This window comes from Novosphingobium sp. Chol11 (genome assembly GCF_900218065.1).
Taxonomy (GTDB): domain Bacteria; phylum Pseudomonadota; class Alphaproteobacteria; order Sphingomonadales; family Sphingomonadaceae; genus Sphingobium; species Sphingobium agri.
This window is the reverse complement of record NZ_OBMU01000001.1, coordinates 1,129,365-1,147,691: the sequence shown is the minus strand read 5'-3', so window position 1 is coordinate 1,147,691 and position 18,327 is coordinate 1,129,365. Positions and strand designations below refer to the sequence as shown.

Annotated in this window: 23 protein-coding genes; 15 read left to right on the top strand and 8 right to left on the bottom strand. The window is 61.3% G+C overall.

The genetic code is table 11. The features are described 5' to 3' along the window. Nucleotides 1–93 precede the first annotated feature (93 nt). Nucleotides 94–1,149: a family 43 glycosylhydrolase gene (locus NCHOL11_RS05750; RefSeq protein ID WP_141397815.1), complete on the bottom strand. Its 1,056-nt coding sequence runs from the start codon at nt 1,147–1,149 to the stop codon at nt 94–96. Nucleotides 1,150–1,282: 133 nt separating this feature from the next. Between NCHOL11_RS05750 and NCHOL11_RS05745 the strand changes: the two genes are divergently transcribed. Further along, on the top strand, nt 1,283–1,723 hold the full coding sequence (locus tag NCHOL11_RS05745; RefSeq protein WP_441339472.1) for an MAPEG family protein: 441 nt from the start codon (nt 1,283–1,285) through the stop codon (nt 1,721–1,723). Nucleotides 1,724–1,768: 45 nt separating this feature from the next. Here the strand turns inward: NCHOL11_RS05745 and NCHOL11_RS05740 are convergent, their stop codons facing one another. Beyond that, nucleotides 1,769–3,253, bottom strand: a complete 1,485-nt coding sequence (locus NCHOL11_RS05740) for a replicative DNA helicase (protein WP_097091459.1) — start codon at nt 3,251–3,253, stop codon at nt 1,769–1,771. Nucleotides 3,254–3,372: 119 nt separating this feature from the next. On the opposite strand from NCHOL11_RS05740, the gene NCHOL11_RS05735 reads away from it, so the two are divergent. From NCHOL11_RS05735 to NCHOL11_RS05715, 5 genes are all read left to right on the top strand, one after another. Beyond that, nucleotides 3,373–3,855, top strand: a complete 483-nt coding sequence (locus tag NCHOL11_RS05735; RefSeq protein ID WP_097091458.1) for a UPF0262 family protein — start codon at nt 3,373–3,375, stop codon at nt 3,853–3,855. A gap of 75 nt (nt 3,856–3,930) precedes the next feature. Then, on the top strand, nt 3,931–4,554 hold the full coding sequence (locus NCHOL11_RS05730; protein ID WP_255254730.1) for a GH25 family lysozyme: 624 nt from the start codon (nt 3,931–3,933) through the stop codon (nt 4,552–4,554). Beyond that, entirely contained in the window at nt 4,551–4,994 is a 444-nt protein-coding gene (locus NCHOL11_RS05725) for a cytidine deaminase (RefSeq protein WP_097091456.1), read from the top strand. Before NCHOL11_RS05730 ends, NCHOL11_RS05725 begins: the two co-directional genes overlap by 4 nt. Before the next feature lie 8 nt (nt 4,995–5,002). Continuing rightward, nucleotides 5,003–5,557 (top strand): dCTP deaminase, encoded by a 555-nt coding sequence (dcd, locus tag NCHOL11_RS05720; protein WP_097091455.1) that lies wholly within the window; start codon nt 5,003–5,005, stop codon nt 5,555–5,557. Between the two features lie 23 nt (nt 5,558–5,580). Further along, a complete protein-coding gene (locus NCHOL11_RS05715; protein ID WP_097091454.1) occupies nt 5,581–6,339 on the top strand; it encodes a metallophosphoesterase family protein in 759 nt (252 codons plus the stop codon). Nucleotides 6,340–6,346: 7 nt separating this feature from the next. On the opposite strand, the gene NCHOL11_RS05710 is transcribed toward NCHOL11_RS05715, so the two are convergent. Together NCHOL11_RS05710 and NCHOL11_RS05705 are read right to left on the bottom strand one after the other, a co-directional pair. Further along, complete coding sequence (locus NCHOL11_RS05710) at nt 6,347–7,042, bottom strand: anti-sigma factor family protein (RefSeq protein WP_097091453.1); 696 nt, start codon at nt 7,040–7,042, stop codon at nt 6,347–6,349. Further along, nucleotides 7,039–7,527, bottom strand: a complete 489-nt coding sequence (locus tag NCHOL11_RS05705; protein WP_097091452.1) for an RNA polymerase sigma factor — start codon at nt 7,525–7,527, stop codon at nt 7,039–7,041. Before NCHOL11_RS05705 ends, NCHOL11_RS05710 begins: the two co-directional genes overlap by 4 nt. A gap of 157 nt (nt 7,528–7,684) precedes the next feature. Here NCHOL11_RS05705 and NCHOL11_RS05700 point away from each other — a divergent pair, with 157 nt between their 5' ends. Next, a complete protein-coding gene (locus tag NCHOL11_RS05700; RefSeq protein WP_097091451.1) occupies nt 7,685–8,935 on the top strand; it encodes a S8 family serine peptidase in 1,251 nt (416 codons plus the stop codon). 100 nt (nt 8,936–9,035) lie between these two features. Next, nucleotides 9,036–9,725, top strand: coding sequence for a hypothetical protein (locus NCHOL11_RS05695; protein WP_097091450.1), 690 nt, complete (start codon nt 9,036–9,038; stop codon nt 9,723–9,725). 202 nt (nt 9,726–9,927) lie between these two features. Here NCHOL11_RS05695 and ctrA read toward each other — a convergent pair whose 3' ends face one another. Together ctrA and NCHOL11_RS05685 are read right to left on the bottom strand one after the other, a co-directional pair. Further along, nucleotides 9,928–10,635, bottom strand: coding sequence for a response regulator transcription factor CtrA (gene ctrA, locus NCHOL11_RS05690; protein ID WP_097092755.1), 708 nt, complete (start codon nt 10,633–10,635; stop codon nt 9,928–9,930). A gap of 208 nt (nt 10,636–10,843) precedes the next feature. After that, complete coding sequence (locus NCHOL11_RS05685) at nt 10,844–11,737, bottom strand: LysR family transcriptional regulator (protein ID WP_097091449.1); 894 nt, start codon at nt 11,735–11,737, stop codon at nt 10,844–10,846. 105 nt (nt 11,738–11,842) lie between these two features. On the opposite strand from NCHOL11_RS05685, the gene NCHOL11_RS05680 reads away from it, so the two are divergent. Continuing rightward, entirely contained in the window at nt 11,843–12,562 is a 720-nt protein-coding gene (locus NCHOL11_RS05680; RefSeq protein ID WP_097091448.1) for a pirin family protein, read from the top strand. Between the two features lie 116 nt (nt 12,563–12,678). Beyond that, nucleotides 12,679–13,278, top strand: coding sequence for an NAD(P)H:quinone oxidoreductase (wrbA, locus tag NCHOL11_RS05675; RefSeq protein WP_097091447.1), 600 nt, complete (start codon nt 12,679–12,681; stop codon nt 13,276–13,278). A 102-nt stretch (nt 13,279–13,380) separates the two neighbouring features. Here wrbA and NCHOL11_RS05670 read toward each other — a convergent pair whose 3' ends face one another. Then, nucleotides 13,381–14,367, bottom strand: a complete 987-nt coding sequence (locus NCHOL11_RS05670; protein ID WP_097091446.1) for an acyltransferase family protein — start codon at nt 14,365–14,367, stop codon at nt 13,381–13,383. Between the two features lie 65 nt (nt 14,368–14,432). Here NCHOL11_RS05670 and NCHOL11_RS05665 point away from each other — a divergent pair, with 65 nt between their 5' ends. The 5 genes from NCHOL11_RS05665 (at nt 14,433) to NCHOL11_RS05645 (ending at nt 17,361) form a co-directional block, all read left to right on the top strand. Beyond that, nucleotides 14,433–15,110: an RluA family pseudouridine synthase gene (locus NCHOL11_RS05665; RefSeq protein WP_097091445.1), complete on the top strand. Its 678-nt coding sequence runs from the start codon at nt 14,433–14,435 to the stop codon at nt 15,108–15,110. Then, complete coding sequence (arfB, locus tag NCHOL11_RS05660) at nt 15,097–15,501, top strand: alternative ribosome rescue aminoacyl-tRNA hydrolase ArfB (RefSeq protein ID WP_097091444.1); 405 nt, start codon at nt 15,097–15,099, stop codon at nt 15,499–15,501. The genes NCHOL11_RS05665 and arfB overlap by 14 nt, the downstream gene beginning before the upstream one ends. A gap of 9 nt (nt 15,502–15,510) precedes the next feature. Then, nucleotides 15,511–15,996, top strand: a complete 486-nt coding sequence (locus NCHOL11_RS05655; RefSeq protein ID WP_097091443.1) for a GAF domain-containing protein — start codon at nt 15,511–15,513, stop codon at nt 15,994–15,996. Nucleotides 15,997–16,121: 125 nt separating this feature from the next. Further along, nucleotides 16,122–16,892, top strand: a complete 771-nt coding sequence (locus NCHOL11_RS05650) for an RcnB family protein (protein ID WP_097092754.1) — start codon at nt 16,122–16,124, stop codon at nt 16,890–16,892. Between the two features lie 91 nt (nt 16,893–16,983). Further along, nucleotides 16,984–17,361 carry a VOC family protein gene (locus NCHOL11_RS05645; RefSeq protein ID WP_097091442.1) on the top strand — a complete coding sequence of 126 codons (378 nt, stop codon included), beginning with the start codon at nt 16,984–16,986 and terminating at the stop codon, nt 17,359–17,361. A gap of 36 nt (nt 17,362–17,397) precedes the next feature. On the opposite strand, the gene NCHOL11_RS05640 is transcribed toward NCHOL11_RS05645, so the two are convergent. Beyond that, entirely contained in the window at nt 17,398–18,216 is an 819-nt protein-coding gene (locus tag NCHOL11_RS05640) for an arginyltransferase (RefSeq protein WP_097091441.1), read from the bottom strand. Between the last annotated feature and the right edge of the window lie 111 nt (nt 18,217–18,327).

Below are 18,327 nucleotides of genomic sequence, written 5' to 3'. Positions count from 1 at the left end.
CATCTCAGCGGAAGCTCGGATCTCGTGAGGCGTGTCGCGACCTTAAGCCAGAGATGCCAGCTTCCGCTGGCATGACGGGTGATGATCGACGTTTCAGCCAGATTTCTTTGGTGAGATCACGCCATTCGCCATCAGTTTAAGCGGCGCAATCCTGCCGTCGCGGAGATAGTGGACGTTGAAGATCACGCTCTGCCGAAATAGCGGCGTGGTGCCTTCCTGCGACTGATCGTTGCACGCGAAAAACCAGCGGCCGCGCCATTTGAAGAAGGAGCCATGACGGTCGAAGTTCAGCCAATTTTTCGGTTTGAAACCGGGCGGTGGCGCATAACGGCCGCGCATGGAGTTGTCGTTGAGGAAGGACGGCTCCACATTTTCGGGCAGCAACAAGGGACCCTTGCATTGGAAAGGACCATAGGGCGAGGTGCCAATGCCGTAATAGGTGCCCCAGGATAGATAATAATATTTCCCGCGTCGATGCAGGAACGGTTTGTCGTCGGTCTTACCAAGACGATAAGGCCCTTCCGGATCGGCGATCGTGATCCGGCGCGGGGTTTCCGCAAGCGAGATCATGTCTTCGGACAGGCGCGCGATATAAAAGTCATAGGTGCCGAAGACGATATAGCTGGTGCCATCAGCCTCTTGTAATATGCCGGGGTCGCGCGTTTCGGTGGGAACCTGACCCTTCGCGATCAGCGCCTTGCCCAATGGATCGCGCCAAGGCCCTGCGGGCGCGTCGCTGACGACCACGCCAATATTTTCAGGCCCCATGGAGAAATAGAGATAATATTTGCCATTGCGCCGGATGGCGTCAGTGGCCCAGCAGTGGTCGCTTGGCTTGCCGAAATAAGTTTGTTCCGGGCGCAGCGTGCCTTCATGAGACCAGTTGACGAGATTGTCGCTTCGCCAGATCTGCCAATCCTTCATCGTGAAGGTGCGGCTCGTGGGGCTAGCGTCATGGGTGGCATAGAGCCAAGCGACGTCATCGAAAATCCGGATTTGCGGGTCGCAAACGCCCATCGGCAGGCGCAGCGGATTGCCCGTATATTGTAGCCGCGAGCCTCTGCCAGCTTCGCGCGCCCAGGCTGGAGCAGCGGACCAAGCACTTGCAAGAAGGGGCAAGGTAAGAGCGCGACGCCGGGAGATGATCACTGCGATGTCCTTATATGCGATTGGCAGTTCTTAAGATACTGCATAATCGAACGGTTCCGTTCAGTCGAGCGCCATCCGGTTGCTCCTGGCATAAAGCCATCCACGCGACGAGCATCATGGCGCATGTGCAGGAATGGCGATACTGTGGGCAGCATCAGTCGTGGAAAAGGGGACCAGCGTGGCGATCGAACTTAAAATATTGGCTTGGAGCTGCGTACTCCTATTGGTCCATATCTTCGCAGCGGGGCATTTCAAAACCAAGCAATATGGGCCGAAATGGAATATGGGCGCGCGCGATGAGACGCTGCCGCCGTTGGAACCCGTCGCCGGACGGCTGGTGCGCGCGCAGGCGAACTTCCTTGAGACTTATCCGATCGCCATCGTCGCGTTGCTCGGCGTGGTGCTAGCAGAGCGGACGAGCGACTTGACTGCAATCGGCGGATGGATGTGGCTCGGTGCCCGGATCGTCTATCTGCCGCTGTATGCCCTTGGCGTGCCGGTGGTGCGAACGCTGGTCTTCATGGTGAGCCTGATTGGGCTGGCGCTGGTGTTGCAGGCGCTCCTTACCAGTTGAGGCCCCTACCGATCCCGGCGTTCGCCTGGAACAGCGCCAGGCGCCTCACTCATAATCACCCATATAACCGCCGTCCGCGAGATCGGAGAAGCGGGTAATCTTCGCGTCGAACTTCATGCGGATGCGGCCTGTCGAGCCGTGACGCTGCTTGGCAACGATCAGTTCGGCGAGGCCGTAGATCCGCTCCATCTCCTGCGCCCATTCAAGATGCTCGCTGCTCTCCTTGTTCCCCGGTTCTTTCGCCGCGACATAATAATCCTCGCGGAAGACGAACCAGACCATGTCGGCGTCCTGCTCGATGGAGCCCGATTCACGCAGGTCGGACAGCTGCGGCCGCTTGTCCTCGCGCTGCTCGACGGCACGGCTGAGCTGGGAAAGCGCCAGAACCGGAACATTAAGTTCCTTAGCCAAGGTCTTGAGACCACGGGAAATTTCCGAAATTTCCTGCACGCGGTTATCACTGCCCCGCCCGCTGCCTTGCAGCAGCTGAAGATAGTCGACGATGACGAGGCCGATGTCATGACGCCGCTTCAATCGGCGCGCGCGGGTGCGCAGCGCAGCGATCGTCAGGCCCGGTGTGTCGTCGATGAACAGGGGCAGTTCCTGTAGCTCCCGCGCGGCGCGGGACAGGTTCTGGAAGTCGGCGCGGCTGATCTTGCCCATGCGAAGCGCTTCGCCGCTAATGCCCGATTGTTCGGCCAGCACGCGTGTTGCGAGCTGATCGGCGGACATTTCCAGACTGAAGAAGGCGGTCTTCGCACCCATATTCTTTTCAGGCGGGATGCCGTCCGCATGGTCACGCATCCAGCGGGACGCCGCATTATAAGCGATATTGGTGGCGAGCGAGGTCTTGCCCATGCCTGGACGCCCGGCGAGGATCATAAGATCCGAATTGTGGAGGCCGCCGATCTTTTCGTTGAGGCTGGTGAGGCCGGTGGTGATGCCGGAAACGTGCCCGCCGCTGTTGAGCGCGCGCTCGGCGACCTGGACCGCCATGGTGGTGGCAGTCGCAAAGCTCTTGACCGATCCGGTTTCTCCCTCCCCTTCCGAGACTTTGTAGAGCGCGACTTCCGCCTGCTCTATCTGTTCGCGTGGGTTGACATCTTCGCTCGTATCCAGCGCATTTTCAACGAGTTCTCGGCCAACATTCACAAGCTGACGAAGAAGAGCAAGGTCGTAAATCTGGGTTGCGAAGTCACGCGCGCCGAGAAGCGCGGCGCCATTCCCGGTCAATTGCGCCAGATAGCCGACGCCGCCCAACTCCTTGAGCGCCGGGTCCTGTTCCAGCAGCGGCTTGAGCGTGACGGGGTTGGCCACCATGTCCCGCTCGACCAGCTTCATGACCGCTTCGTAGATGCGGCCATGCAGAGGCTCAAAGAAATGCTCGGCCTTTAGCTTGAGCTGGATGTCCTCGGCGATGCGGTTGTCGATCATCAGCGCGCCAAGCAACGCCGCCTCAGCCTCCACGTTGCGGGGGAGTTCAGGCATGCCTGCTTCCATGACAGGATTCATTTGCACCAATTCGACCATCCCCCCCTCATCGCGCCAGCAGCCCGGCTGCGCAAGGGGCAAGCTACGGCAGATCCTGCAAAGCTGTGGAGAACTCCCCCTTGCTTTTCAACGGCCGCGCAAGCAGGGACTAGGGACTCATGACCGACCCGCGCATCATAGACATCACGCTTGACGAGCGCACGATCCTTTGGCGCAACGCGGACGTCGAGCAGGAGCGGCGGATCGCCATCTTCGACCTGCTTGAAGACAATTTTTTCGCGCCTCAGCGCGTCCACGGCGATGGCTATGGCGGGCCTTATCGGGTGCTGCTGCGCGTCGAGGACGGGCGGCTGGTGATCGAGATCAAACGGGAGGATGGCGAGCCGCTGGAGGCGATCATCCTGGGCTTGGGCCGGTTCCGCCGACCGATCCGGGAATATTTCGCGATCTGCGACAGCTATTACCAGGCGATCAGCAACGCTTCGCCCCAGCAAATCGAAACGGTGGACATGGCGCGCCGCGCCATTCACAATGACGCAGCGGAAATGCTGATCGAGCGGCTGGAGGGCAAGATCAAGGTCGATTTCGACACGGCACGACGCCTGTTCACGCTGATCTGCGTGCTGCACATCAAGGGGTAAGGGGACATTCGCCAGCATTCTTCAGGCCAGTTTCTGGTCCGCATCCTTGCGGGCGCGGCTGTCATCGTTCTGCTGGTGGCGGGCGCGTGGGTCTATGCCTGCCGCTGGGCGCCGGGGCGCGATGTCTATCCGGTTCAGGGCGTGGCGGTAACCGCCGACGGGGGCGCGATCGATTGGGGCACCTTGGCCGCGAATGGCGTTGATTTCGCTTATATCCGCGCGGCAAAGGGGAAGGACGGCCGCGATCCTGCCTTTGCACGGAACTGGTCTGCGGCGCGATCGTCGGGGCTGCGTTATGGCGCGGTGCTGGATTTCAGCCTGTGCAGTCGGGCTGCAGGTCAGGCGACACGTTTCATCACGACCGTACCGCGCGACAATGCCGCCCTGCCCCCGGTGATCCGGTTGGACTTCGATCCGAACTGCGTTGCGCGGCCGGGGCGGGACGCCGTGTTGTCGGAACTCAATACGCTGGTCAATCTGGTCGAGAGCAATGCCGGAAAGCCCGTCCTCCTCAACATCTCGAAGGCTTTCGAGGAGGAATATGACATCGCGTCGGGCATAAACCGGACGCTGTGGCTGGACGGCAATTTCTTCCCGCCAGACTATGCCACCCGGCGATGGGTGATGTGGACGGCGAATGACATGCGCCATATCGATGGCGTCGATGGTCCGGTGAGATGGGGCGTGGTAGCGCCATGAGCATGGAAGCGGATGTCGAAAGCTTGATCGAGGCCGCGCGCGCGGCGCGGGGCAATGCCTATGCACCATATAGTCGCTTTGCCGTCGGTGCTGCGGTGCGGTTAGCTGGCGGTGAGATTATCGTCGGCGCGAATTTCGAGAATGCGAGCTTCGGGCTTTCGCTTTGCGCGGAAACGGTGGCTGTTGCGGCGGTGAACGCGCAGGGACGGCTGGCCGACATAGAAGCCATCGCGGTTGCCGGAGGCGACGCGTCACCGGTGACACCCTGCGGCCGGTGCCGGCAGATCCTCAATGAAGCAGAGCAGGTAGCCGGACGGCCGATCGCGATTTATTGTGCCGCTGCCGATGGCGGGTCCTTTGCTCACCACAGCGTCACCGAACTTCTTCCTTTCTCATTCGGTCCCAATGACTTGGGGCTTGTTCCTCCCAGCAAGAGCTAAGAAAAACCATGTCGATTTTGTCCGATAAGTGGATCCGCGAGCAGGCCATGTCCCATGGAATGATCGAGCCGTTCGTGGAAAATCAGCGTCGTGACGGCTGCATCAGCTATGGCCTCTCTTCTTATGGATATGACGCTCGGGTCGCGGACGAGTTCAAGATTTTCACCAATGTCGACAGCGCGGTCGTGGACCCGAAAGATTTCGCGGCGAACAGCTTTGTCGATCGCAAGACAGAATGCTGCATCATTCCGCCCAACAGCTTCGCGCTCGCCCGGACGGTCGAATATTTCCGGGTGCCGCGCGACGTCTTGGTGATCTGCCTTGGCAAATCCACCTATGCGCGGTGCGGCATCATCGTGAATGTGACGCCGCTTGAGCCCGGCTGGGAAGGCCATGTGACGCTGGAATTTTCCAACACCACGCCGCTGCCAGCGAAAATCTACGCCAATGAAGGGGCGTGCCAGTTCCTGTTCCTCAAGGGCAATGAACCGTGCGAGGTCAGCTATGCTGATCGCGCTGGCAAATATATGGGGCAGCAAGGCGTCACATTGCCTCGACTCTAGACGCTGTGCGAGGATGGGGCGCGATGTTTAGATTTTTCCGCTCCAGATCGCAGCCTGCGCCGTCATTCGTGCCGGATATCGGTTCGGACCGGCGGGTCTATGCGATCGGTGACATTCATGGGCGGCTGGACCTTTTCGAGCAGTTGCTGGAACTGATCGAACAGGACGATGGGGCTCGCGCTCCCCTGCCCTGCCATCTCGTCCTGCTTGGCGACCTGATGGATCGCGGTCCGCAGTCCGCCGCAGTCATCGAGCGCGCTATGGCGCTCGCTGGTGCTTCGCGCAACGTCCACCTGATCAAGGGCAACCATGAGGAAGTGTTCGTTGGCGCCGCGCGCGGCAGTGCGCAGTTCGCGGCCTATTGCCGCCGTATCGGCGGTATAGCAACGCTGGAGAGCTATGGCCTGGAACCCGGCATCGGGGCAGCGATGACCGATGGCGATATGGCGTCATGGATGCTGCGGCATGTGCCGCGCGAGCATGTCGATTTCCTGGACGCCTTTGAAGATAGCTTGGTCATGCGCGATTACCTTTTCGTTCATGCCGGGATCAGGCCAGGACTGCCGCTGGAAGAACAGGAAGCAGCCGACCTGCGCTGGATCAGGGCGGAATTTCTGCATGACCGGCAGCCCCATCCCTACATGGTCGTTCATGGCCACAGCATCTCCACTGAGGTTGATGAGCAGGCAAATCGGATCGGCATAGACACGGGCGCCTGGAAGAGCGGCAAGCTGACAGCGATCGGTCTTCAAGGCACCGATCGCTGGCTGCTGCAAACCTGAACTGAAGCTACCGCCATCCGCTCGCCCGGGCGGCAGCTTCCTGCGCGGCGTCGGCAGGAGCGCCTTCCATCAAGGCATCTATCGTTGAGGTGACCCGTTCGTCTGTCGACGAAGCCTGACGATACTCCGTAGATCGAGACCCTGCGGCGACCAACTGCTCAACCTGCCACCCGTCCCTTTCCCGGCATGCGACGCCCGACATGATGCTGCCTTCGAAGCTGCGGCACCACCCGCCGCCTCGCCGTTTGAAGCTGAGACCGATGCGGATGGGCGCGTCTTGTTGAGCAGAGGCGAGCTGGGTTTCCAGCGCCGACGCAAGGTTGCCTTTCGCCATCATGATGCCATCGCTCAACCCTATCGGCCCAGTTGGACCATGGGACATGCGGCCTATTCCAAGGCCGAGCACAAGGCTTGCCGCGATTGCGCCGCCTATCCACAGTTTCCGCTGCCGGGGTGCTGATGAGTGGCCGATCGGGATGATCTTGCCGCATTCTTCAAGCAGGGCCCGCATGCCCGGTGGAACCGGCTCCGCTTCGACCGGCGCATAATGGCCAGAGAGGCGTTCCCTTAGCTGAAGATGCGCCGCTAGCCGCTGGGCGAGCGCCGGATCTTCCGCGATGGCGCGGTCGACACGGCGGCGGCTCACTTCGTCCAATTCTCCGTCAACCCAGGCGATCAGCATGGCTTCGTCAATGTCGGTCATGCCGCTTCTCCCAACAGTTCGATAAGGGCTCCGCGACCGCGGACCAGACGTGACGTCAATGTGCCCATCGGGACGCCTAAGATTTCGGCCGCTTCCTTGTATGACAGCCCCTCCACGAGAACGAGGGCGATGGCTTCCCGCTGTTCGTCGGGAAGCGCCTGCATGGCCCGATCGACATCGGAGAGGGTCATATGCGCTTCCACGTCATGGTCCCCCGCATAGCCGACATTCTGCCCGGCTTCTTCCGGCGCAAAGGTTCGCAAAGCACGTTGACGCGAACGGCCTTCATCGATCCAGAGATTGCGCATGATACGATACATCCAGCTGTCCAACCTTGTCCCCGGCTGCCATTGGTCGCGCGCCCTCAGCGCTCGTTCCAGCGCAGCCTGGCAGAGATCGTCCGCATCGGCGCGATCCCGCGAAAGGCTGACGGCGAAGCGGCGTAGCCGGGGAAGGATCGCCAACAGATCGCTCTCAAACGACATCCGTTCTCCATCTCATGTTCAGGGATGAAACGGCTGGCTTCGCGCGTTTCATCCCAGACGAGTTGGATATAGCGGAAATTAATTCGCGATGGGTCATGATGAATGCGAAAGGACAGGGGGCTTTGCTCCCAGGCCCTGCGAGGGTGAAGAGATTGAGATGAAGATGCATCGTTCCTTGATCATTGTTGGGTTTCTGCTGACGGGCCCGGCTGCTCAGGCGCAATTGCTGCCGTCCCCCGGTGGCGCATTGGGTTCGATCGACAATGCCGTTCCCCAACTGCTTGATAATGCCGATCGCGCGTTAGATCGTGGCGGACTGGATCGGCTTTCCCCGGCCAGGCTTGCGGAGCGCCTGGTGGCAGAAAGGACAGCGCGGATTGCTGACCTGCTCCGGCGGCATCGTGACAGCGTCGAACTGGACGACAGGCAGGAAGTGGCACGGCGTGGCGTCGTCCTGCTGATGGGGGCAAGTCCAACAAGCATCGAAGCGCTTCGTCGCGCGGGATATTCTGTAGCGAGCGATACTGTCGAAGGGATCGGCCTGCCGCTCGCACGGCTGACGATACCGGCTGGCCGGAGCCTAGCCAGCGCGCTGAAGCAGGTCCGGTCCATCGCGCCGGAAGCGGAGGCGAGCGCGGACAATCTCTATTTTCCCGGAGGTGCCGCACCAAAATTGAAAGGAGCAGCTCTGGCGGGCGGCTCCAATGTAACATCGCCTGCTGCCGGAATCATTGACGGGGGCGTGGCCCGCCACGCGTCACTCCCCGGTGCGATCGAGCAGCGCGGCTTCGCACGGGGCGCCCCCCGGGCCAGTGCGCATGGTACGGCCGTGGCATCCCTGATCAGCGGTTCGGGCGCCATCCGGGGGGCAGCGCCCGGCACGCCGCTTCTGGTGGCAGACGTCTATGGTGACGATCCCGCCGGCGGCAGCGCATTTGCGATCGTACGCGCGCTGGGATGGATGGCCGCGCGTGGGGTGAAGGTGGTAACGGTAAGCTTGGTGGGCCCCAGCAACCCGTTATTGGCAGGCGCGATCCGTCTTGCGCGGGACAAGGGGGTCAGGATCGTGGCTGCTGTGGGCAATGACGGCCCGGCTGCCCCTCCCGCCTATCCAGCATCCTATCCCGACGTCGTGGCTGTAACGGGGGTCGATGGCCGGGGCCGATTGCTGCCGGAAGCAGGCCGCGCACGGCACGTCGATTTCGCAGCGCCTGGCGCCGACATGTATGCGGCCCGCACCGATGGCGGAAAAGGCCGGGTTAGAGGGACTTCTTTCGCGGCGCCCCTCGTTGCAGGACGGCTGGTGGCGAAAGGCAGCTTGAATGGGCTGATCGCAGAAGCGAAGGCGGGGCCCAGCAAAGCATTCGGCCATGGCATCATCTGCGGCGAATGCAGAAATAATAATTGATTTTCAGTTATTTGTTTAATTTGTCGAGGCGCCTGGGATTAAGTCGCATCCCGATCCCGTTCTCCTTTCATCGGATCGACAATGAACAAGGAGACGATCGATGAAGAAGACAATCATTCTTGCCACGGCTTGCCTCGCCGCCCTCAGCGCGGCTCCTGCGTCTGCTCAGCTGCTTGGCGGCGGAGGCGGCTTGGGTGGAGGCCTTGGCGGCACTTTGGGTGGCGTTGGCGGATCGCTGGGCGGAACATTGAACGGCTCGGGCGGCATTGGCATTGATCGCAGCGTTGACCTCAACAATGGCCGTGTGTCGGCTGGCGGGTCGGGTTCAGGCCGCGTCGACGGTGCTGCTGCTGGGTCAGTCAGCCGCAAGGGCAAAAGCCGCGGCGCAAATGCTTCGGGCTCTGCCAGCGGATCGGCAAGCGGCAGCCTGACTGCAGACACGTTGGGCACCAATGACGTGGCCAATGCCGTCGGTGGCGTTCGCGATGGTGCGAGCCAGTCGGCGGGCGCCGTGCGAGATCGTGCGGTCACCGCTGGCGCGGCGGCACAGGGAAAAGCAAGCGCAACGGCCGACGCAGCACGCAATCGGGCCAGCGGCGCCGTTAATGGTGCAGGATCGGCAGCTGGCGATGTTGCCGGGACGGCCCAATCCAGCGCCGCGCAACCTGCTGGAAGCGGCGGTGGCGTTCTGAATGGAAGTGCCGCGCTGAATGCCACGGGCCAACTGTCTGGAAGCGGACAAGCCGCGGGCTCCAGTGAAAGCACGTCTTCCAATCAGGCGGACAATTGACCCCTAAGGGGCGGTTCCCCCACCTGAGGCTTTAAGCCCTTTCCTCCGCCCCTAATTCGCCTGACATGGAAGGGCCGGTGATCCACAAGGATCGCTGGCCCTTTTCCACATGGTTCGGGGCGGACGTGAGCGCAGTACCAACGCAAAGGCCGGCGACCCATTATGGATCACCGGCCTTTTTCAGCAGCTAGAAAATATTGGTTCAGGCGACTTTGGTCGCAATCTCTTCCGCCTCATCAGGATCGCGCAGCACATAACCGCGGCCCCAGACGGTTTCGATATAGTTGTCGCCACCGCAAGCGAGCGCCAGCTTCTTGCGCAGCTTGCAGATGAAAACATCGATGATCTTGAGTTCAGGCTCGTCCATGCCGCCGTAAAGATGATTGAGGAACATCTCCTTGGTCAGCGTCGTGCCCTTGCGGAGCGAAAGCAGCTCCAGCATCGCATATTCCTTACCGGTCAGGTGGACGCGGTTGCCATCGACTTCCACGGTCTTGGCATCGAGATTGACGGCCAGCTTGCCCGTGCGGATGACGGACTGCGAATGCCCCTTGGAGCGGCGGACCACGGCGTGAATCCGCGCGATCAGTTCTTCGCGATGGAAAGGCTTGGTGACATAATCGTCGGCGCCGAAACCGAAGGAGCGAACCTTGCTATCCATCTCCGCGATACCAGAAAGGATGAGAACCGGCGTCTGCACCTTGGCGGCGCGGAGCTTTTTCAGCACGTCATATCCGTGCATGTCCGGCAGGTTCAGGTCGAGGCAGATGATGTCGTAGTCATACAGCTTGCCCAGGTCGAGCCCTTCCTCGCCAAGGTCGGTAGTGTAGACGTTGAAGCCTTCGGTCGTGAGCATGAGCTCGATCGCCTTGGCCGTGGTCGGTTCATCTTCTATTAGCAGAACGCGCATATTGAAGCCCCTGTCCTTGCAGATCCCGTCAACCCCTAAGAACGGCGTCTGCTCCAATTCATTAACCAAAAAACTTCTGAAGGACAAAGGTTAATTTTTCGCTAACCCGCAGAAATGCGCGAGTCGCGGGAATTTGAATCTATTTCCAAAGATTTTCCGGTGAAGTGATTCATTTCGAGTCAAGATGGATTCACCTGCGCAACGAACCCTAGCAGCCATGATGGCGAGTAATATAATCAAGCAGCGCTTCAACCCGCGCGGGGCGCAAACGCGAGGGTGGCGTGACCAAGTGCAGACCGAGGGGCGAAGGTCTCCAGTCGACCAGCACCTCCTCCAATTCGCCTGATGCGAGGCCATCGCTGACGATGAAGTCGGGCAGCCGGGCGATACCTATCCCCGCCTTCAACGCGGGCAGCATCGCGTCACCGCTATTCACGGTAATGCGCGCCCTGACCTGGATCACGACATTCTGCTGCCCCGGTCCAGAAAAACGCCAGACGTCAGGCGTTGGGGCGTTGGAATAGCAAAGACAGTCATGGGCGCCGAGGTCGGAAGGATGGGTAGGACGTCCCCGCTCCGCGAGATAGGAAGGCGAGGCGATGACGTGAAGCTTGACGTCGCCCAGCCGCCGCGCCCGCAATGAGCTGTCCGGCATGTCCGCGATACGAAGGGTGGCGTCGAGCCCCATCTCGACCATATCGATCCGCGCGTCTGAAAGGTGAAGATCAACATCGACGGCAGGGTGAAGCTTGGCAAACTCGGCAATCAGCGGCGCGATGCGGAGAAGCCCGAACGTCATCGGCGCGCCTAGCCGGATGGTGCCGGACAATTCTGCCGTGTCTTGCCGCGCCGCCTCTTCGGCGGCTTGGCCCTCTTCGAGAATACGGGCAGCATGGGCGGCCAGACGCTTTCCGCTTTCGGTCAGCGCAAGGCGGCGGCTCGTGCGGTTGAACAGGCTGGTTTCGAGATGCTGCTCAAGGCGCGTGACGGCTTTTGAAACTGTTGCCTTCGATATGCTGAGCGCCTTTGCCGCGTCAGTGAAGCTGCGATGCTCAACGACCGCAGCGAACATCGCCCAGGCTTCGAGATCAGGAAGGCGCATAAAGGAAACAATCCGTTTCGACACTGCTGATTTAAGAAACAATCCTTATCGCTAAATAGGTCGAAAGCAAGCGGGAATGGTTACCCGCCAAGGAAAGGCACAGCAATGAACACCACCGCAGCAAACCGCATCGAACGCCGTCCATTCGACAGCCTCGGCCATGCCGACCATGGGTGGCTGAATGCGCGCCATCATTTTTCCTTCGCCAATTATCTTGATCCCGATCGCATGGGTTGGGGCGCGATCCGCGTATGGAACGATGATGAGATCGCGGCGAACACCGGTTTCCCCCCGCACCCGCACCGCGACATGGAAATTATCACCTATGTCCGCAAGGGCGCGATCACGCACCAGGACAGCCTGGGCAACAAAGGACGCACGGAAGCAGGTGACGTCCAGGTGATGAGCGCAGGCACCGGCATCCGTCACTCCGAATATAATCTGGAGGACGAGACGACCACCCTGTTCCAGATCTGGATCATCCCCAAGGCGCAGGGCGACGCCCCGAGCTGGGGCGCGAAGCCCTTTCCCAGGGACGATCGCTCCGGAAAGCTGGTGGTGCTCGCCAGCGGCTATGCCGAGGATCAGGAAGCACTGCGCATCCGTGCCGACGCCCGGTTGCTGGGCGGGACGGTGAAGGCTGGCACGAGCGTCACCTATGAAAGCGTTGAGGGACGTCACCTGTACCTCGTTCCCGCGACTGGGCGCATCGAAATCGATGGCCAGACGTTCGAAGCGCGCGATGGAGCTGCGATCCTCGGCGGACAGCCCATCACGATCACCGCGATCGAGGACAGTGAAATCGTGTTGGTAGACAGCGAATAGGCTCCGCTGTGGAGCCTACGGCCGCCCGCCCTGCCCCACCCCCTGGCGTGGCGGGCGGCCAAACCCCTCAAGAAACCTTTTTCCGTTCAATGCATTAACAAGATTGGAGACTCGTCATGGCAAAGGTGCTGGTCCTCTATTACTCATCCTATGGCCACATCGAAACGATGGCCAAAGCCGTGGCGGAAGGCGCGTCCGCTGCCGGAGCGCAGGTCGATATCAAGCGCGTGCCGGAGACGGCCCCGCTGGAAGTCGTGCAGAATGCCGGGTTCAAGCTCGATCAGCAGGCTCCGATCGCGTCCGTCGCTGAACTGGCCGACTATGACGCGATCATCATCGGCACCGGCACGCGCTTTGGCCGTATGTCGAGCCAGATGGCGGCGTTCCTGGACCAGGCCGGAGGGCTGTGGGCACGGGGTGCGCTGAACGGCAAAGTCGGCGGCGCCTTTACATCGACCGCCAGCCAGCATGGCGGGCAGGAGACGACTTTATTCTCGATCATCACCAACTTGCTGCATTTCGGCATGGTGATCGTCGGATTGGATTATGGCCACACCGGCCAGATGGGCGTCGACAAGGTTCGCGGCGGCGCACCCTATGGCGCGACGACCATCGCGCATAGCGATGGTAGCCGCCAGCCCGACGAGGATGAACTGGAAGGTGCCCGTTATCAGGGCAAGCGGATCGCGGAGACGGCTATCAAGCTGCACGGCTAGACATTTGCTGCACTCCCCCTCTCGGTGCAGCGGTTGAGCCTTGGGTCGCAAGGCGCAACATTGGGGCCGGTGCGCGGGATGGGTGCGCCGGCCCCTTTTTTTTCAGAGGAAAAGGCGGCGAGCGGCAGGGGTGGCGCGCAGCAGATAATAGATGCCGGTCGGCAGCAGCAACGCATTCAGCAGCAGCCAAGGTTCATCGAGATGCGGCGAGAGATAGTGGATCACCGCGACATGCAGATACATGATGACGAGCGACGCCCTCCCCACCGCTGCCAACCAACCGCCATAGGGCGCGAGATGGACGGATATGCGAAAGATCAGCACCGATGTAGCGACCGCCGAAGCCAGCGAGAAGATGGGCAGACCATAATCGGCAGCCTTCATGTTGAGCGTGGGGAGCAGTCCTGACAATCCCGCCAGTCCGATCCCACCCAATGGCAACCACATCCATCGCTCCCACTGCACCAGCTGCCACGCCGCACCCACCCACAGCAGCACGAACGCCATTGGAACGGTGAGCAATCCCAGCACAGAGGTTTTCGTCATCTCTCCCACCGCATATGCGCACACAATTGCGGGAATGATCGTGATCAACCATCGGCGATCCAGCGGATCTGGCCAGCGGGAAAGCAACGCATTGAAAAGGATGCGCGAGACCATCAGGCAAGGCACGAACCAGAATATGGTATAGGGCCCGCGTAGCCATGACCCGCCGAGCAGGATCGGCAGGAGATCCTGTGGCCATTGGTTGAAAATGGGCCGCTGCCCCTTCATCGGCTCGATAATCTGATCCGCGACGATCAGCAATGCGAGGAACGCCGCATAGGGGCGCATCTGCGACGACAGTTGCCGCAGCGCGAAACGTCCAGGGGGCTGCGGCCGGGACAGCATGCCGGAGAGCAGGAAAAAGAGGGGCATGTGAAAACTGTAGAGCGCGTCCCGGAAAGGGCCTTTGGTCCAGACATGCCCCGCGACAACGGCGATGATGCCGATGCCGCGCGCAACATCGATCCATTCGAGCCGACCGCCACCCTGAGCGTGTTTCGGCCGTGCGGACTTTTGCTGGACCTCGTGCCCCCTGTTCTCCATGGCTACCACGACCTATAGGACGCAGGCCGCGCGTCAATCTTTCCAACTGCTTCGGGAATCACTCCTTGTCCCTTTTGCATGACCGAGTTCTCTTCATCGATGGTGAAGCCATCATCCTCGACAAGCCTGCCGGACTGCCGGTCGATGCGCCGCGCGACGGTTCGTTGAGCCTGGAGAACCATCTCTCATCGCTGACATTCGGTTTTCAGCGCTGGCCACTGCCAGTGCATCGGCTGGACCGGGACACGAGCGGTTGCCTGTTGCTGGCGCGCAATCCCAAGGCGCACAAACGCTATGCTGCCGAGTTCGAGGCGGGCACTGTCAGCAAGCGCTATGTTGCGGTGCTGGACGGCGTGCCGGAGCCCGATAGCGGCGTCATCGAGCTTTCGCTGAAGAAGGTCAGCAGCGCTGCAAAGGGATGGCGAATGATCGCAGCGAAGGACGGCAAGTCGGCCGTGACCGAGTGGCGCAAATTGGCGGTCAAGGATGGGCGCGCCATGGTCATTTTCACGCCGCGCACCGGCCGGACTCACCAGATTCGATCGCATGCCTTGCATGGCCTTGGCTTCGGCATCGCGGGGGACCCGGTATATGGGAGGGGCGAGGGACCGATGCTGCTGCACAGCCGTTTCCTCAGCATCCCGCGCGGGAATAAGGCCCCGGCGGAGGCGACCGCTCCCCTGCCCTCCACCTTCGCGGCGGCGGGTTTCGGGCCGGAGTATCTGGACGATGCCGGACTTTGACATTCCCGAAGAAGCGCTGGAGGAGCGTTTCATCACTGCCGGCGGTCCCGGCGGGCAGAATGTCAACAAGGTCGCTACGGCTGTTCAACTGCGGGTCCATCTATACCGGCTGGGATTGCCGGTGCATGCATATCGGAAAATGAAGGAACTGGCGGGGTCGCGCCTGACCTCCGGCGGAGAGATCGTCATCCAGGCGTCGCGTTTCCGCACGCAGGAGGCCAATCGCCAGGACGCCCGCGAACGGCTGGCCGAGATGATTGCGCAGGCCTACAAGCGCGATGCGAAACGGATCGCCACGAAGCCGGGCAAGGCGGCCAAAGCGCGCCGCGTCGACGCCAAGAAGGCGCGCAGTTCAGTGAAACAAGGCCGTGGCAAGGTGCGGCTGGATTGAGGACCTCCGATGTACGACTTCAACGCCCCGGCCGATGGGGACAAGGCGACGCTCTTTAAGGATCTGCTGGCCGCTGCGGAAGCGGTGACGAATGATGAACCCGACGCGATCGCCAATATGGCGAATGTCGCTGCCCTGATCTGGCAGTTTCTGCCGGACCTCAACTGGTCGGGCTTCTATCGCATGGTAGGCGGCGAACTGGTGCTCGGGCCTTTTCAGGGCAAGCCTGCGTGCATCCGCATACCCTTGGGCCGCGGCGTCTGCGGTACGGCAGCAGCTTCAGGGCAGACACAACTGGTCGAGGATGTTCATGCTTTCCCGGGGCACATCGCTTGTGACGCGGCAAGTGCTTCGGAGATCGTGGTGCCGGTTGAGGTGAATGGCCAGGTTGTCGCGGTGCTTGACCTCGACAGCCCCACCCCAGCGCGGTTCGATGCTGCCGACCGGGAGGGGCTGGAGATGATCATGGCACGGATCGGCAAGCGCCTGGCCTGAAAGCTGCTTCGTTTCGGGACAGGCTTCGCCCTCCACCCGCGTGGATCGGGATGGATCATCATGCTAAACCAACCGTTAACATCGCGGCTGCGCATGGGGCGGCCTTGAACAACGGGGAGTTTCGCATGCGGATCTGGAGCATCATGCTGGCAGGCACCGGCCTTGCTGTCGGCCTTGCCACACCGGCAATGGCAAGTGGCAGCGGCGCAGCGCTCCCGATGATGGGCAAAGGCTTTTCCGGCGCGCGCTCTGTTCATGCCGGGATGCATCGCGGGACCGTCGTTCATCGCTGGGGTCCGCGCGTTCAGGGCCGTTGGTTCGCAGGATGGTATGCGCCGGGCGGGTGGGGTGCCTACAGGAAGCCGGTGGTGGGCTATGTCCTGCCTTCCTACTGGACCCGCCCCGCCTATCGCGTCGGAGATCATGGCAGCTATGGCCTTCCGGCACCGGTCGCCGGATATGGCTGGTCCCGCTATTATGATGATGCGGTGATGGTCGACGATCACGGACGTGTGCGCGACTATCGCAGCAACGTCGATTGGGATGCTCAAGATGGTGATCGCGCACGGCCGGGCGTCCCCTATGATGACGATGTGACCGCGCATGACAGCCCTCCTCCGCCACCTCATGAACATGAGGGGCGCTGGACCGGAACCTGGCGCGATGAGAACGGCCGGACAATGAGCGGCGAATATGAGGGCCGCTTCGAAGGCGAAGCGCGGAGCAACTACGGTGTCGACTATGACGCTCCGCCTTATTCAGCACCGCCTGCCGTGGTTCATCACAGCGGTCCCGGAGCACCGATGGTGACGACGACGCAGGCTCCCGGCTACATCGCTGGCGGCTATTATTATCCCGGGGCGACAACCACGACGATAGTGATCGATCCCCGCTAACCGACACGCGTCGTCAGGGCGACCAACGCAACCACAGCCTGAGTCAGCGGTTTTAGCCTGGCAGCAAACCATGGCTACCGGGAGGCGAGACATGCTTCATCATGTGTCGGTTGGAACCAATGACGTCGAACGCGCACGGGCCTTTTATGACCCGCTGATGGCGCTACTGGGATATCGCAGCGTCCGGGACTATCCGCATTCGCTAGATTATGGCGTCACGGACGTGGTGTTCAGCGTGGAAACGCCGGTGGATGGAGAACGGGCATCATCCGGGAACGGCGTCCATATCTGTTTCGAGGCAGCCGACCGGGACACCGTGCGGGAGTTTCATCGGCTGGCGCTGGAACTGGGCGGAACGGACGAGGGAGCGCCGGGCGTGCGGCCGAACTATGATGCGCACTATTATGGCGCATTCGTCCGTGATCCCGACGGCAACAAGATCGAGGCTGTCACGCTTGTCGCGAAATAGGTCCTAAAGAAGCGCCAAAAGCGCTCCGAACAATCATCATTTCCGGAAGATGCCCGCCAGTTCGATCGGCAGCGGCGGTTCGTCGCGCGGCAGAACGCCTTGAATGGCCCGATCCTGCTCCATCGGGTCGAAACGGACCCAGCCGCTGCGGCTCAACTTTTCGAGCGGACGATAGCGGACCTTATATTGCATCCGCTGCGAACCTTCGACCCAGTAGCCGAGATACACATAGGGCAGACCGGCTTTCGCGGCGCGCAGGATATGATCCATGATGATGAAGTTGCCGAGGCCCTTGCGATGCTCCAGCTCCGTATCGAAGAAGCTGTAGATCATCGACAGGCCATCGCCCTGCCGGTCGGTGAGGCATGCGCCGATCAGCTTGCCGGGGCGGCCATTCCTGCCCGGCTCGCGATATTCGACCACATGGCTTTCGACCGGAGTCTGTTCGACCATGTCGGCGAAATCCATCTCGTCCATCTCGGTCATGCCGCCGCCGGGGTGGCGCGCCTTGAGATAACGTTGGAGCAGTTCGAACTGTTCTTCGGTCGACCAAGGCTTGCAAGCCGTCACGACCAGGTCGCTGTTGCGACGGATGAGCTTGCGCTGCGTGGCGTTGGGCGTGAATTCGCCCGCCACCACACGCACCGAAACACAGGCGGAGCAGTCGGCGCAACTCGGCCGATAGGCGACGTTCTGGCTGCGGCGGAAACCAATGCGGCCAAGCGCGTCATTCAATTCCGACGCATTGTCGCCGTTCAGTTCAGTGAAAACCTTACGCTCGCTGCGGCCCGGCAGGTAGGGGCACGGGCTGGGGTTCGTCACGAAGAAGCGCGGGAAACGAAATGGTGCGCTCACGCCACGGTCTCCGTCAAAACGCTGCGCCAAACTTGAGTCATGGACAGACTATGACGCCCGCAGCCGTCCGTGAAAAGGTTATTTACCACGAAAAATGCGCCGCCCCGGATC

Excerpts from the sequence above, each read along its gene's own strand:
- NCHOL11_RS05685 (WP_097091449.1), bottom strand. The coding sequence starts at position 11,737 with ATGCGCCTTCCTGATCTCGAAGCCTGGGCGATGTTCGCTGCGGTCGTT.
- NCHOL11_RS05705 (WP_097091452.1), bottom strand. The coding sequence starts at position 7,527 with ATGTCGTTTGAGAGCGATCTGTTGGCGATCCTTCCCCGGCTACGCCGC.
- wrbA (WP_097091447.1), top strand. The coding sequence starts at position 12,679 with ATGGCAAAGGTGCTGGTCCTCTATTACTCATCCTATGGCCACATCGAA.
- dcd (WP_097091455.1), top strand. The coding sequence starts at position 5,003 with ATGTCGATTTTGTCCGATAAGTGGATCCGCGAGCAGGCCATGTCCCAT.
- arfB (WP_097091444.1), top strand. The coding sequence starts at position 15,097 with ATGCCGGACTTTGACATTCCCGAAGAAGCGCTGGAGGAGCGTTTCATC.
- NCHOL11_RS05680 (WP_097091448.1), top strand. The coding sequence starts at position 11,843 with ATGAACACCACCGCAGCAAACCGCATCGAACGCCGTCCATTCGACAGC.
- NCHOL11_RS05725 (WP_097091456.1), top strand. The coding sequence starts at position 4,551 with ATGAGCATGGAAGCGGATGTCGAAAGCTTGATCGAGGCCGCGCGCGCG.
- ctrA (WP_097092755.1), bottom strand. The coding sequence starts at position 10,635 with ATGCGCGTTCTGCTAATAGAAGATGAACCGACCACGGCCAAGGCGATC.
- NCHOL11_RS05645 (WP_097091442.1), top strand. The coding sequence starts at position 16,984 with ATGCTTCATCATGTGTCGGTTGGAACCAATGACGTCGAACGCGCACGG.
- NCHOL11_RS05745 (WP_441339472.1), top strand. The coding sequence starts at position 1,283 with ATGGCGATACTGTGGGCAGCATCAGTCGTGGAAAAGGGGACCAGCGTG.
- NCHOL11_RS05700 (WP_097091451.1), top strand. The coding sequence starts at position 7,685 with ATGAAGATGCATCGTTCCTTGATCATTGTTGGGTTTCTGCTGACGGGC.
- NCHOL11_RS05740 (WP_097091459.1), bottom strand. The coding sequence starts at position 3,253 with ATGGTCGAATTGGTGCAAATGAATCCTGTCATGGAAGCAGGCATGCCT.
- NCHOL11_RS05735 (WP_097091458.1), top strand. The coding sequence starts at position 3,373 with ATGACCGACCCGCGCATCATAGACATCACGCTTGACGAGCGCACGATC.
- NCHOL11_RS05715 (WP_097091454.1), top strand. The coding sequence starts at position 5,581 with ATGTTTAGATTTTTCCGCTCCAGATCGCAGCCTGCGCCGTCATTCGTG.
- NCHOL11_RS05695 (WP_097091450.1), top strand. The coding sequence starts at position 9,036 with ATGAAGAAGACAATCATTCTTGCCACGGCTTGCCTCGCCGCCCTCAGC.
- NCHOL11_RS05710 (WP_097091453.1), bottom strand. The coding sequence starts at position 7,042 with ATGACCGACATTGACGAAGCCATGCTGATCGCCTGGGTTGACGGAGAA.
- NCHOL11_RS05670 (WP_097091446.1), bottom strand. The coding sequence starts at position 14,367 with ATGGAGAACAGGGGGCACGAGGTCCAGCAAAAGTCCGCACGGCCGAAA.
- NCHOL11_RS05655 (WP_097091443.1), top strand. The coding sequence starts at position 15,511 with ATGTACGACTTCAACGCCCCGGCCGATGGGGACAAGGCGACGCTCTTT.
- NCHOL11_RS05650 (WP_097092754.1), top strand. The coding sequence starts at position 16,122 with ATGCGGATCTGGAGCATCATGCTGGCAGGCACCGGCCTTGCTGTCGGC.